This is a genomic window from Streptomyces sp. 7R007 (assembly GCF_054850255.1).
The window spans coordinates 25031-37760 of record NZ_JBTWMV010000009.1 but is presented as its reverse complement, the minus strand read 5'-3'; the positions used below and the strand labels follow the sequence as shown (position 1 = coordinate 37760).

13 protein-coding genes are annotated in these 12730 nt (G+C 75.5%); 5 read left to right on the top strand and 8 right to left on the bottom strand.

Annotation, left to right across the window (positions count from 1 at the left end):
- Positions 1 to 3 precede the first annotated feature (3 nt).
- The 3 genes from ACYF6T_RS14205 to ACYF6T_RS14195 are packed head-to-tail and all read right to left on the bottom strand — an operon-like array spanning position 4 to position 2833.
- A complete protein-coding gene (locus tag ACYF6T_RS14205; RefSeq protein WP_461696412.1) occupies positions 4 to 876 on the bottom strand; it encodes a universal stress protein in 873 nt (290 codons plus the stop codon).
- 5 nt (positions 877 to 881) lie between these two features.
- Entirely contained in the window at positions 882 to 1904 is a 1023-nt protein-coding gene (gene adhP, locus ACYF6T_RS14200) for an alcohol dehydrogenase AdhP (RefSeq protein WP_461696410.1), read from the bottom strand.
- 23 nt (positions 1905 to 1927) lie between these two features.
- Positions 1928 to 2833: a universal stress protein gene (locus ACYF6T_RS14195; RefSeq protein ID WP_461696409.1), complete on the bottom strand. Its 906-nt coding sequence runs from the start codon at positions 2831 to 2833 to the stop codon at positions 1928 to 1930.
- 561 nt (positions 2834 to 3394) lie between these two features.
- Between ACYF6T_RS14195 and ACYF6T_RS14190 the strand changes: the two genes are divergently transcribed.
- The 3 genes from ACYF6T_RS14190 to ACYF6T_RS14180 all read left to right on the top strand — a co-directional run bounded on the left by ACYF6T_RS14190 (position 3395) and on the right by ACYF6T_RS14180 (position 6339).
- Positions 3395 to 5107 carry a SulP family inorganic anion transporter gene (locus ACYF6T_RS14190; RefSeq protein ID WP_461696407.1) on the top strand — a complete coding sequence of 571 codons (1713 nt, stop codon included), beginning with the start codon at positions 3395 to 3397 and terminating at the stop codon, positions 5105 to 5107.
- Positions 5108 to 5212: 105 nt separating this feature from the next.
- Positions 5213 to 5677: a cyclic nucleotide-binding domain-containing protein gene (locus tag ACYF6T_RS14185; RefSeq protein WP_461696406.1), complete on the top strand. Its 465-nt coding sequence runs from the start codon at positions 5213 to 5215 to the stop codon at positions 5675 to 5677.
- 35 nt (positions 5678 to 5712) lie between these two features.
- On the top strand, positions 5713 to 6339 hold the full coding sequence (locus tag ACYF6T_RS14180; RefSeq protein ID WP_461696688.1) for a CBS domain-containing protein: 627 nt from the start codon (positions 5713 to 5715) through the stop codon (positions 6337 to 6339).
- Positions 6340 to 6354: 15 nt separating this feature from the next.
- On the opposite strand, the gene ACYF6T_RS14175 is transcribed toward ACYF6T_RS14180, so the two are convergent.
- Positions 6355 to 6942 (bottom strand): Rv1733c family protein, encoded by a 588-nt coding sequence (locus ACYF6T_RS14175; protein ID WP_461696405.1) that lies wholly within the window; start codon positions 6940 to 6942, stop codon positions 6355 to 6357.
- 244 nt (positions 6943 to 7186) lie between these two features.
- Here ACYF6T_RS14175 and ACYF6T_RS14170 point away from each other — a divergent pair, with 244 nt between their 5' ends.
- Both ACYF6T_RS14170 and ACYF6T_RS14165 read left to right on the top strand, forming a co-directional pair.
- On the top strand, positions 7187 to 7888 hold the full coding sequence (locus tag ACYF6T_RS14170; RefSeq protein WP_461696404.1) for a response regulator: 702 nt from the start codon (positions 7187 to 7189) through the stop codon (positions 7886 to 7888).
- A 131-nt stretch (positions 7889 to 8019) separates the two neighbouring features.
- The gene (locus ACYF6T_RS14165; RefSeq protein WP_461696403.1) at positions 8020 to 9027 is read left to right on the top strand and encodes an Acg family FMN-binding oxidoreductase; all 1008 of its coding nucleotides are present in this window, start codon (positions 8020 to 8022) and stop codon (positions 9025 to 9027) included.
- Between the two features lie 7 nt (positions 9028 to 9034).
- Here ACYF6T_RS14165 and ACYF6T_RS14160 read toward each other — a convergent pair whose 3' ends face one another.
- The 4 genes from ACYF6T_RS14160 to ACYF6T_RS14145 form a co-directional block, all read right to left on the bottom strand.
- On the bottom strand, positions 9035 to 9382 hold the full coding sequence (locus ACYF6T_RS14160) for an ArsR/SmtB family transcription factor (RefSeq protein ID WP_461696402.1): 348 nt from the start codon (positions 9380 to 9382) through the stop codon (positions 9035 to 9037).
- An 89-nt stretch (positions 9383 to 9471) separates the two neighbouring features.
- Complete coding sequence (locus ACYF6T_RS14155; RefSeq protein WP_461696401.1) at positions 9472 to 9891, bottom strand: ATP-binding protein; 420 nt, start codon at positions 9889 to 9891, stop codon at positions 9472 to 9474.
- A complete protein-coding gene (locus tag ACYF6T_RS14150; RefSeq protein ID WP_461696686.1) occupies positions 9888 to 11507 on the bottom strand; it encodes a SulP family inorganic anion transporter in 1620 nt (539 codons plus the stop codon). The genes ACYF6T_RS14155 and ACYF6T_RS14150 overlap by 4 nt, the downstream gene beginning before the upstream one ends.
- Positions 11508 to 11710: 203 nt before the next feature.
- Positions 11711 to 12499, bottom strand: a complete 789-nt coding sequence (locus ACYF6T_RS14145; RefSeq protein ID WP_461696400.1) for a universal stress protein — start codon at positions 12497 to 12499, stop codon at positions 11711 to 11713.
- Between the last annotated feature and the right edge of the window lie 231 nt (positions 12500 to 12730).

The window sequence follows — 12730 nt, the reverse complement described above, 5'->3', positions numbered from 1 at the left end:
CCCTCACGCCGGGTGCGGTACGACGGCCACCGGGCAGGCGGCGTGGTGCAGCACCGCGTGCGCCACACGGCCGAGTTGCAGCCCCGTGTGGCCGGGGCGGCGCTTGGCGCCGACGACCAGGAGATCGGCGTGGTGCGAGGCGTCCACCAGGACCCGGCGGGCGTGGCCCTCGACCGTGCGGCGGTCGACGCGCAGGTCCTCGGGGGCGTCGATCAGGGCCTCCTCCAGCGCCTTCGCGGCCCGCTCCTCGTGCAGCCGGGCGGGTTCGCCGGCCATCAGCGGGTGGTCGGTGCTCTCGTGCGCGGGGCACCGCCAGGCCCGTACGGCCTCCAGCGGCACACCACGGCGGGCGGCCTCGGCGCAGGCGAACCGCACGGCCGCCGCCTGCTCGCCGCCCTCGCCGACGGCGAGCAGGACCCGGCCGTGGGTCTGCGCGGCGGCCCGGTTGTCGTGGCTGCCGCGCAGCACGACGACCGGGCAGTCGGCGTGGGCGGCGACCGTCAGGCTGACCGAGCCGAGCAGCAGTTCGGCGATGCCGCTGCGACCGCGGGTGCCCACCACCAGCGCGGAGGCGTTGCGGCTCTCGCGCACCAGAGCGTACTCCGGCTCCTCGACCAGCACCTCACCGGTGACCGCCAGGTCCGCGTGGCGGCGGCGCGCACGGGCGACGGCCGCGTCCACCACGTCCTGGGCCATGACGTCCTCGGACGGCTTGCCCAGGTCCTCGGCGAGCGAGTGGCCCTCGTAGCGCTCCCACAGGGAGGCGTACACGACCTTCAGCGGCACACCGCGCAGGACGGCCTCGTCGGCCGCCCAGTCGACGGCGCGCAGACTGGGTTCGGAGCCGTCCGCCCCCACGACGAGCGGCAGTTCCATCGTCCTCACCTTCCCGCGGACAGGTCGAACACGATGCGGGCCTTGACCTGCCCGCGCAGTACGTCGTCGATGGACTCGTTGACGCTGTGCAGCGGCCGCGTCTCGTAGATCACGCGAGTGCGGCCGTCCGCGTGCAGCTGGAAGACCTCGGCGAGGTCCTGCCGCGTGCCCACGATGGAGCCGATCACCGAGGTGCCGTTGAGGACGGTGTCGAAGATCGGGACCTGGATGGTGCCGTGGGCCGGCAGGGCGACCATGACGAGCTTGCCGCCGCGCCGCAGGCCGGAGTTGACGGCCTCGAAGGCGGCCTCGTTCACGGCGAGGGCGATCGCCGCGTGGGCGCCGCCGTGCCGCCTCAGCACCTCGCCGGGGTCGTCCTTGCGGGCGTCGATGACGAGGTCGGCGCCGAGTTCCCGGGCGAGTTCGAGCTTGTCGTCGGTGACGTCGATGGCGGCGACCCGCGCTCCGGCGATCTTCGCGTACTGCACGGCCAGGTGGCCGAGCCCGCCGACGCCGGAGACGGCGACGAGCTGCGCGGGCCTGACGTCGGCGACCTTGAGGGCCTTGTACGTGGTCACGCCGGCGCAGGTCAGCGGGGCCGCCTCCAGGGCGCTGATGCCCTGCGGCACGGGCTGCGCGAAGTCGGCCCACGCCAGCATCTTCTCGGCGTACCCGCCGTCGCAGCCGTAGCCGGTGTTGATCTGCTGCTCGCACAGCGTCTCCCAGCCGGACAGGCAGTGCTCGCACCGCCCGCAGGCCCGGCCGAGCCAGGGCACGGCGACACGCTGGCCGACGCTCAGGTGGGTGACGCCCTCGCCGAGTTCCTCGACCAGGCCGACGCCCTCGTGGCCGGGGACGAACGGCGGGCTGGGCTTGACCGGCCAGTCGCCGTGCGCTGCGTGGATGTCGGTGTGGCACAGGCCGGAGGCTTCCAGCCGGATGCGGACCTGGCCGGGGCCGGGCTCCGGGTCGGGGCGCTCCTCGATGACCAGGGGGGCGCCGAACGCCCGGACGACCGCTGCCTTCATGGTGATGGCTCCTAGGGGTGGGATCAGGCGTGGGGGACGACGGCGACGGGGGCGGCGGCGTGGTGCAGGACGCCGTGCGTGACGGAGCCGATGTGGGCGCCGAGCGCGGCGCGCCGGATGCGCCGGCCCACCACGACCAGCGAGGCCTCGCGGGAGGCGTCGACCAGGTGGCCGGCCGCGCTGCCGGGCCGGGAGATCTCGACGACGTCGACGTCCTGGTACTTGTGCCGCCAGGGCCGCAGCACGTCGGCCAGGTCGGCGGCCTGCTGCCGGGTGATCTCGTCGTGGAACTCCGGGTCGGCGGACAGCCCGTAGGTGTAGTAGGGCGGCAGGTTCCAGGCGTGCACGACGCGCAGCCCGGTGCCGCGCCGGGCGGCCTCCTCGAAGGCGAACTCGGTGACGGAGTCGTCGTGGCCGCGGGTGTCCAGGCCGAGGACGACGGGCCGGTAGGGGGTGGCGGCGGACGGGATGCCCATCGGGTCCGGCAGGTGCTCGTCGGCCGCCTGTTCGCCGGCGCGCACGAGGACCACGGGGACTTCGGCGTGCGCCACGACGGCCATGCCGACGGAGCCGACCAGGAATCCGCCGACGCCGCTCAGGCCGCGGGAGCCGACGACGAGCAGTTCGGCGTCCTGTGCCGCCTTGACCAGCACGTCCGCGGGCCGGCCGCCGGACTGCTCCATGGTCACCTCGACGCCGGGGTGGCGCAGGCGCAGGCCCTCGGCGGCCTCGCTGGGCAGACGCTCGGTCCAGTGCTGCAAGGTCTCGGCGCCGAGCAGGGGCGCCTGGGCCATCGGTTCGGGAACGGGTTCCCACGCGTGGACGACCCGCAGGGGCAGACCGCGCAGCTTCGCCTCGCGGGCCGCCCATTCCGCGGCGGCGCGGCTTTCGCGCGAGCCGTCGAGTCCTGCGACAACGGTGCGGACCATTTCTCTGCCTCCTGCATCGGGGATCTGCTGCCAGCGTGGCTTCTGAACGGGCCGGTCCTGCAGGGGCCGCATTTCCCTGACCGGGACCGATCGGCCCAACGGCCGTGCGGGCGTGGCGGACCCCGGTCGGAGGCCCGTCACGCCTCCCGCGGACGGAAGCGGGAGCGGGTGGCCCGCACCGCTGCACGGTCGCGCCGCCCGGCGTGCGGGAGGTGATGCCGAAGGTCGGTACCGGTAGGGCTGAACGGCCCCTGTCGCAGGGCCTGTCGGGCTGACGATCCTGAACACGGCACACACCCCCTCCCCCGGTTCACCCAACGGCCGTGCGCTCGCGGCGTCGCGCCCCGGCCGCGACGGCGCCGCCGCGTGGCCGCATCGGGATGGGACCGGGAGAGGATGCTGCGCAGGTGCCCCGGAAGCCCGGCGCACCGACACGGCCGCGTCCCCCCGGGCGGGCGGAAGGCAAGCGGCGCACGTGCCGGGAGGCTCGGCGGGACGGCGATGCCGACCTCCCCCGGCGCGCCGGGCGGGACGCGTCGGGAGCGCGGTGGAAGGAGGCGCATGTCGCACGGCTCGGGCAGATGGGCGGCCGGGTGGCGCCGGCTGGCGCCCGGCGCCTTCGGCCTCGCCGCCTACCGCCGTTCCTGGCTGCGCGGCGACCTGCTGGCCGGCGTGACGGTGGCCGCGTATCTCGTGCCGCAGGTGATGGCGTACGCCGGCGTGGCCGGACTGCAGCCGGCCGCCGGGCTGTGGGCGATCCTGCCGGCGCTCGCCCTGTACGCGCTGCTCGGTTCCTCCCGGCTGCTGTCGGTGGGCCCGGAGTCGACCACGGCGCTGATGACGGCGACCGTCGTGGGCCCGCTGGCCGGTGGCGACACCGGCCGGTACGCGGCGCTCGCGGCCGCCCTCGCCGTGACCGTCGGTCTGCTGTGCCTGGCGGCGCGCCTGCTGCGGCTGGGGTTCGTCGCCGACCTGCTGTCCCGCCCGGTGCTGACCGGCTATCTGGCGGGTGTGGCCCTGATCATGATCGTGGACCAGCTGCCCAGGCTGACCGGGGTACCCACGACCGGCTCGGCGTTCTTCCCGCACCTGTGGTCCTTCGTACGGCACCTGGGGCAGGCGCACGGTGCCACCGTGCTGCTCTCCGCCGTCGTGACCGCGTTCCTGTTCGCGGTGGCCCGGCTGCCGCGCCCGGTGCCCGGACCGCTGTCGGCGGTCGTGCTGGGCACGGCGGCGGTGGCCGCGTTCGACCTCGACGGCCGGTTCGGCGTCAAGGTGATCGGCGAGGTCCCGGCGGGCATGCCCTCCCCCGCCCTGCCCGACCTGACCGAGCTGCCGCACCTGGTGCTGCCCGCGCTCGGCGTGCTCATCGTCGCCTACACCGACTTCATCCTCACCGCCCGCGCCTTCAGCGCCGCTCACGGCGAGGAGCGCCCGCTCGACGCGGACCAGGAGTTCCTCGCCCTGGGCGCGGCCAACCTCGGCGCCGGCTGCCTGCACGGCTTCCCGGTCAGCAGCAGCGCCAGCCGCACCGCCCTCGCCGCCTCCGCGGGCGCCCGCAGCCAGGCGTACTCGCTGGTGGCGGGCGCGGTCGTGGCCGGTGTCCTGCTGGTGCTCAGCCCGCTGCTGAGCCGCACGCCGGCGGCGGTGCTGGGCGCGCTCGTCCTCTACGCCGCCGTCCGCATGATCGACCTGGCGGGCTTCGCCCGGCTGGCGTCCTTCCGCCGCCGCGAACTCCTCCTCGCGCTGGGCTGCCTGGCCGGCGTGCTGAGCCTCGACATCCTCTACGGCGTGCTGGTCGCCGTCGGCCTGTCGGTGGCCGAGCTGCTCAGCCGCGTGGCCCGGCCGCACGACGCCGTCGAGGGGCTGGTGCCAGGGGTGGCCGGCATGCACGACGTGGACGACTACCCGCAGGCCCGCACCATCCCCGGCCTGCTCGTCTACCGCTACGACTCGCCGCTGTTCTTCGCCAACGCCCAGGACTTCCGCCGCCGCGCCCTGGCCGCCGTCGACGAACAGACCGGCCCGGTGCGCTGGTTCGTCCTGAACACCGAGGCGAACGTGGAGGTCGACATCACCGCCCTGGACGCCGTCGACGACGTGCGCCGCGACCTCGTGCGCCGCGGCGTCGTCTTCGCCCTGGCCCGCGTCAAGCAGGACCTCCTGGACGACCTGGAGGCCTACGGTCTGGCCGACGCGGTGGGCCGGGAGCTGATCTTCCCCACGCTGCCGACGGCGGTGGCCGCCTACCGCACGTGGTGCCGGGAGCACTGAACCGCCCGGGTGGCCCGGCCCGGGGGCCGGGTGGCCCATGGCCGGGCACAAGGCCCGCGCACACGCTGGAGGTGGCAGTTCCGTACGCCGCACTGGAGGCACGCCATGAACGCTCCCGCAACGACGAGCCTGCCGCGGGCGCTGCCCGCCGAGCATCGGCAGCGGCTGATGGAGATGGCCCGGGAGGTCTCCTACCCCCAGGGAACCCGGCTGTTCGAGGAGGGTGGCCGCGCGGACCGGTTCTGGATCATCCGCACCGGCACCATCGACCTGGACCTGCGCGTGCCCGGGCGCCGGCCGGCCGTCATCGAGTCCCTCGGCCACAACGACCTGGTCGGCTGGTCGTGGCTGTTCGTGCCGCACGTGTGGTCCCTGGGCGCCGAGGCGGTGACCCCGCTGCGGGCCTACGAGTTCGACGCCACGGCCGTGCGCGAGATGTGCCGCCGGGACGCGGAGTTCGGGCTGACCGTCTCCGAGTGGGTGGGCCAGGTCGTGGCGCACCGGCTGCGCGCGGCCCGCACCCGCCTGCTGGACCTGTACGGCCCCTACGGCAGCGGAGGAATGCGGTGAACACGCACGGATCCCCCCACGTCGTCGGCGACGTGATGACCCGCGAGGTGGCGTCCGTCGGCCGTGCGGCGGCCTTCAAGGACATCGTGCGGGCCATCCAGGAGCGCAAGGTCAGCGCGCTGCCCGTGGTGGACCGCGCCGGCCGGGTGGTCGGCGTGGTCTCCGAGGCGGACATGCTGCCCAAGGAGGAGTTCCGCGACAGCGACCCCGACCGCTACACGCAGCTGCGGCGGCTGTCCGACCTCGCCAAGGCGGGTTCGGTCACGGCCGGCGAGCTGATGACCTCCCCCGCGCTGACCGTACGGGCCGACGCGACGCTGGCGCAGGCCGCGCGGGAGATGGCGCGGGCGCGGGTCAAGCGGCTGCCCGTGGTGGACGAGGAGGGCCGGCTGGAGGGCATCGTCAGCCGGGCCGACCTGCTGAAGGTGTTCCTGCGGGAGGACGAGGACATCGCCGAGGAGGTGCGGCGCGAAGTGGTGGCGTACCTGTTCCCCACGCCGGCCTCCGCGGTGCGCGTCGAGGTGCGCGACGGGGTCGTGACCCTCGGCGGCCGGGTGCGCGACTCCTCCCTGGTGCCCGTGGCCGCGCGGCTGGTGCGGGCGGTCGAGGGCGTCGTGGACGTGCGCTTCGACCTGGACGGCCCGGCCGCCGTCGCGGGCTGACACCGGGTGACCGCGTCAGCCGGTGGTGTGCCCCCAGTGGCGGCCGACCTGCTCCCACTCGGTGCCCCAGCGCTCGGTGGCGCGGCGCTCCACCCGCAGCCGGACCAGGTTACCGGCCGAGAGGACCGCGACCCCGGCGACCAGCGCCACCCCGGTGCCGGCCAGCACCGCGCGGGTCGTCGCCTCGGCGGCCGCGACCGGCGCCGCGACCAGCCGGCCGTGGCCGTCCGTCCAGGCCGTCATCGTGGAGCCGGCCCGGGCGGTCGGTTTCACCTCCGTCGTCCCGGTCCGGGCGCGCCCGTCGCCGTCGGTCCAGCGCACCGTCGCCAGCACCCGGTCGTAGCGCACGCCGGTGACCGCGTCCCGCGCGCTCCCGGGGACCGTCCTGACCAGCACCGCCGACACCGGTACCCGGCCCGCCCGGTCCCGCTGCGCCGCGTGCTCGACCGACTGCGCGCCGAACCACCCGGCCAGCACCGCGGCGAGGGTCGCGACCGTCCACGCCGCCAGCAGGATCCACGCCTCCAGCACGTCGCTGCGCCGTCGCAGCGGGTTGTCACGCCAGCGCCACCCCAGGACCTTCCCGCGTCTGACCTTCCGCATCGGTCACACCCCCTCACGGGCGCCATGAGACGGACACACCTAGACGGACATACCTAAAAGGTCTCACTGTTCACTCGGGAACGGGAAGAGATGGCCGGATTGCCGCCCCGCCACCGGGGGAGTGTTCTCAGTACGCCCTGTGCCAATGGGCCGGACGGCCCTAGCATCCATGACCGGGCGCGCGTCATGATCGTCGGCACAGGCGGCCCGCAGTCCGTCTACACCCGGGGAAACAGGGATCGACATGACCGAGGCACGTACGTTCACGGCGCAGGACCCGATCCGCGTCTTCCTGCTCGACGACCACGAGGTCGTCCGACGCGGCCTCGCCGACCTGCTGGACGCGGAGCCGGACATCAGCGTGGTCGGCGACGCCGAGAACGTGGCCCACGCGCTGGTGCGGGCCCCCGCGGTACGACCGCACGTGGCGGTCCTCGACGTGCGGCTGCCGGACGGCGACGGCATCTCCGTCTGCCGCGAGCTGCGCAGCCGGATGCCGGAGCTGGCGGTGCTGATGCTGACGTCGTTCGACGACGAGGACGCGCTGCTGGACGCGATCATGGCCGGCGCCTCGGGCTATGTGCTCAAGCAGATCAGGGGCTCCGACCTGGTCTCCGCGGTGCGCACGGTCGCCTCGGGCCAGTCGATGCTGGACCCGGCGACGACGGCCCGGCTGATGCGTTCGCTGCGCACCGAGCCCGCCGCCGCCCCGGAGGAGTCCCCGGAGCTGGCCAGTCTCTCCCCGCGGGAACGGGAGATCCTCGCCCTGATCGGCGACGGTCTGACCAACCGCGAGATCGGCAAGAAGCTGTACCTGTCGGAGAAGACGGTCAAGAACCACATCTCCCGGCTGCTGGCCAAGCTGGGCGTGCAGCGCCGGGTGCAGGCCGCGGTGATCGCCTCGCAGCTGGAGCACCCCGAGGGCGGCGGCGCACAGCCGCGGTGACCCCGTCGGGGCCGTCCGGCGCGCATCGAGGCCCTACGGCCCCTGCCCGCGGCCCTCCGGCCGGGGCCACCGTGGTCAGGGTCATCGACCGTCCCACCGGCCCTGAGCCAAGGGGCGGGGAGGAGGCCCTCATGTCCAGCCCGCTTCTCGACGCGGCGATCCTGGAGAAACTGATCTCGGCAGCCGTGGCCGCCCCCTCGATCCACAACAGCCAGCCCTGGCGGTTCCGGCTCGACCCGGACACGCTGACCCTGGAGGTGCGGGCCGCCGCCGAGCGGGGCCTGCGGCACACCGACCCGGCGGGACGGGCGCTGCACCTGTCGGTCGGCTGCGCGCTGTTCAACCTGCGGCTGGCGGCGGCGCACCTCGGCTGGGCGCCGGTGACCCGGCTGCTGCCCCGCCCCGACGAACCGGAGCTGCTGGCGGGCGTCCGGCTCGGCGGACCCGCCCGGTTCACCCCGCCGCCGGGCCTGTACGAGGCCCTGTGGCGCCGGCACAGCAGCCGCTTCCCGTACTCCGACCGGCCGCTGCCCACGGCCCTGCTGACGGAGCTGGCCGAGGCCGCGCACGCCGAGGGCGCCCTGCTCGGCCGTCCCGGGAGCGAGGACGAGACCGACCGGCTGCTGCGGGTGACCATGGAGGGCGAGCGGCGCAACAACGCCGACCCCGACCGGGCGGCCGAGAGCCGCCGCTGGGTGCGCGAGCCGGACGAGTCGGCGCTCGGGATGCCGCCGGCCGCGCTCGGCCCCCAGGACTACCGGGACCGGGTCCCCATGCGGGACTTCGGCGCCCACCGCCACCCGGCCGCGCTCGCCGCCCGCGCCTTCGAACGGCATCCGGCGCTCGCCGTGCTGTGCACCGCGCACGACCGGCGCGCGGACTGGCTGCGGGCCGGGCAGGCCCTCCAGCACGTCCTGCTGGTGGCCACCGTCCACGGCGTGCGCGCCTCGCTGCTGCACCAGGCGGTGGAGTGGCCCGACCTGCGCGAGGAGCTGGTGAGCGGGCCGCGGGCCATGCGCGCGCACGCCCAGATCGTCGTTCGGCTGGGCTACGGCCCCGAAGGCCCGCCCTCGCCGCGCCGCACGGTGGCCCAGACGCTGGAGCAGGACACCCTCGCCGCCTCCCTCCCGCTGAGCTGAGCCGGCTCTAGCGGGGCCCGCGGTCGTCCTGGGCGGCCCGCAGGTCGGCGAGGAGCTCCGCCTGGCCGGCCAGGACGCCGGACAGGATGCTCCGGGCGACCCGCAGCAGCTCCGCGACCTGGGGGGTGGTCAGCGAGTAGTACACCGTGGAGCCCTCCTTGCGGGTCACCACCAGGTTGGCCCGGCGCAGCACGGCCAGCTGCTGGGACAGGTGCGCGGGTTCGATGCCCACCTCGGGCAGCATCTCCGCGACCGCGTGTTCGCGCTCGCTGAGCAGTTCCAGGACCCGGATGCGCGCCGGATGGCCGAGCGTCTTGAAGAACTCGGCCTTGAGCTGGTACAGGGGCGCGGTCACCGTGCCGTCCCTTCCGTCATCGAAGACATGTGCCCCATCCTCGCGTGAAGGTGCGGCGGCGCCGAAATCGCGGCGCGGCCGGCCCGCGGTCACAGGGGCAGGGTGATCCATACGCCCTTCCCGCCGCCGTCGGCGTCGGGGCGGACGACCGCCGTGCCGCCGAGGCCGAGGACCAGGTCCATGACGGTGCGCAGGCCGCCCCGGCCGGGCGCCTCGTGCAGGGGCGGCAGGGCGGGGTCGCGGTCGTGGACGGCGAGGACCAGGCAGTCCGGGCCGGCCGCGTAGAGGACGCACAGCTGCGGGGAGCGGGCGGCGGCGTGGCGGACGGTGTTGGTGACCAGTTCGCCGAGGATCAGCAGGGCCGGTCCCACGGCGGGGTGGCCCAGGTCGATCCCCCATTCGCCGAGGGCGAGTTCGGCGGTCTCGCGCGCGGTGCGGACGGCGGGTGGCCGCGTCGGCAGGGTGAGCACGTGCCGGTGCGGCAGCGTGCGGGCTCCGGCGAGGGTCATCGCGCCGCCTGCGCCGACAGGACGCCGGCCGCCTCCAGGTGGTCGCGCGCGGCGCGGATCGCCTCCGGTGTGCCGGCGTACTCGCGGCCGTCGGGGGTCAGCAGACCGAGAGCGCCGACGGAGGCGAGGACCTGGCGCTGCTCCGGGCGGATGCCGGAGGCGATGACGAGGATGCCGCGCCGCTTGAGCTTGTGCACCGCGTCCTTGAGCACGAGCGCGCCGGTGGCGTCCATGGTGGAGACCCGGGACAGGCGCAGGATGACCACCCGCACGTCGGCCACCTCGGTCAGCTCCAGCAGGAAGCGGTGGGCGGCGGCGAAGAAGAGGGGGCCGTCGATGCGGTAGGCCACGATGTGCTCGGCGAGCAGCGCGTGCTCCTCGGCGGTGTGGTCGCCGGCGTCGAGCGGCACCTGGTCGAAGCGGGCCTGCCGGGCCACCGCGCGCAGGGCGAGGGCGCCGGCCACGACCAGGCCGATGATCACGGCGTAGACGAGGTCGAGGGCGAGTGTGGCGGCGGCCGTGAGGGCGAGGATCAGGGCGTCGGAGCGGGTGGCCCGGGCCATCGCGCGCAGCGAGCCGACCTCGACCATGCGGATCGCGGTGGCCAGCAGGACGCCGGCCAGGGCGGCGAGCGGGATGCGGGAGACGAGGGGCGCCGCGGCGAAGACGATGACGGCGAGGACCGCGGCGTGGGTGAGCGCGGCCAGCCGGGAGCTCGCGCCGGTGCGGACGTTGACGGCGGTGCGGGCTATCGCCCCGGTGGCGGGCACCCCGCCGAACAGGGGCGCCGCGATGTTGGCCAGTCCCTGGCCGAACAGTTCGCGGTCGGGGTCGTGCCGCTGGCCCACGGTCATGCCGTCGGCGACGGACGCGGACAGCAGGGACTCCAGCGCCGCGAGGGCGGCGACGGCGACCGCGGGGGCGAGCAGGGTGCCCAGGGAGCCCGGGTCGAGGAAGGCCAGCGACGGCAGGGGGAGCCCGGCGGGCAGGTCGCCGATCGGCTGCGCGGCCCGGAGGTGGGCGAGCTGGGCGACGGCGGTCGCGGCGACGACGGCCAGGAGGGAGAAGGGCACCGTGGGCCGCAGGCGGGCGCCGGCCAGCATGACGGCGGCCACCGCGGCCGCGATGCCCAGGGCCGTGAAGTTCGGGTGCCGTACGAACTCCTCCAGGGCCCGCCAGGCCACCACCAGCACCCGGTCGCCCTCGGGCTTGGGGACGCCGAGGGCGGCGGGCACCTGCTGCAGGCCGATGACGCAGGCGATGCCCAGGGTGAAGCCCTCCACGACGGGGGCGGGCACGTACCGCATGTACTTGCCGGCGCGCAGAGCGGCCAGCGCCACCAGCATCAGGCCGGCCATCACGCCGACGGTCAGCACCCCGGTGGGGCCGTAGCGGCCGACGATGGGCACCAGGACCACCGTCATCGCCCCGGTCGGCCCGGAGACCTGGAGATTCGATCCGCCGAACAGCGCGGCGAGCGCCCCCGCGACCACGGCGGTCGCCAGGCCCGCCGCCGCGCCGAGCCCGGAGGAGATGCCGAAGCCCAGGGCCAGCGGCAGCGCCACGATCGCCACGGTGAGGCCGGCCAGCAGGTCCCGGCGCGGGTCGCGCCGCATCTCGGCCAGGTCGGCCCGGGTGGGCAGCAGCGGGGCGATGGTCTGGTGCAGCGGAACGGACACGGCCCCTCGGTCTCTCGCCGGGCGGCCCCGTCGGGGCCACGCACAGAAGGCTGTGCCCGTGGCTACCTGCGGGCACAGCCCTCATAGCATCTAAGCAATTGCGAAATTTTGCAATTCAGCAGGTGCTTAGGTGTGCGATGTCACTCTCCCGGGCGCGCGGCGCCGTCCGGGACCACGGCGACGGTGCACGGCGCGTGCCGCAGCACCGCGCGGCCGACCGCCCCGGTGACACCGGCGTGCGCGCGCACGCCGATCACGACGAGCTGTGCCCCGGCGGTCGCCTCGACGACCGCGAGCCGGGCACGGCCCCGGATCCGGCGCGGGCGCACGGCGACATCCGGATGCTCGCGCCGTACGTCCGGATACGTTCCCGCGTCACGCGTGTGCAGCACCACCAGCTCCGCGCCCCGCTCCGCGGCCTCCGCGAAGGCGAACGCGGCCGCCGCGCGCGAGGCCGGCGAGCCGTCGCAGGCCAGGACGACGGGACCGGTGCGGTTCACCCGGCCGCGCACCACGAGCAGCGGGCAGCGCCCGTGCGCGGTCAGCCGCCCGGCCACCGAGCCGTACGGCAGCCCGCCGAACCGGCCCTGGCGGCGCCCGCCGACCACGGTGAGCGTGGCCGCGCGCGACTCGGACTCCAGCACCGTCACCGGCTCGCCGACGAGCACCCCGCTGGTGATCGCCAGCCCGGGCGCGACCCGGCGTGCGCGCCGCTCGGCCTCCGCCAGCGTGCCGCGCGCCATCCCGGGCAGGCCCGCGCCGTCCGGGTCCCAGGGCGGCACACCCGGGGCCACCGGGTCCGCGGGCCACGCGACGGCGTGCGCCAGTTGCAGCGCCACGCCCCGCCGGTCGGCCTCCCACGCGGCCGCCTCCACGGCGGCCAGGCTCGACGGCGAACCGCCCACTCCCACGACGACGGGTCCACTCATGGCCGTTCCTCCCCTCCTCGGGCGGTCCCGGCCGGGCGGCCGAGTGCCGGTACGGCACCTCCGGGGCGCCGACTCCAGCCTGGGCTCGCCGCCTCCGCCCCGCAGTGGGCCATAGGGACCCGGGGGCCGGTCCGGGCCGGCCCTCGACCGGCGGCGGCGGTGGGCCGGACGGGCCCCGACGGCGCACCGACCGGCCCTCCCGCACGGCGGGCCCGGCGCACGACGCTGAAG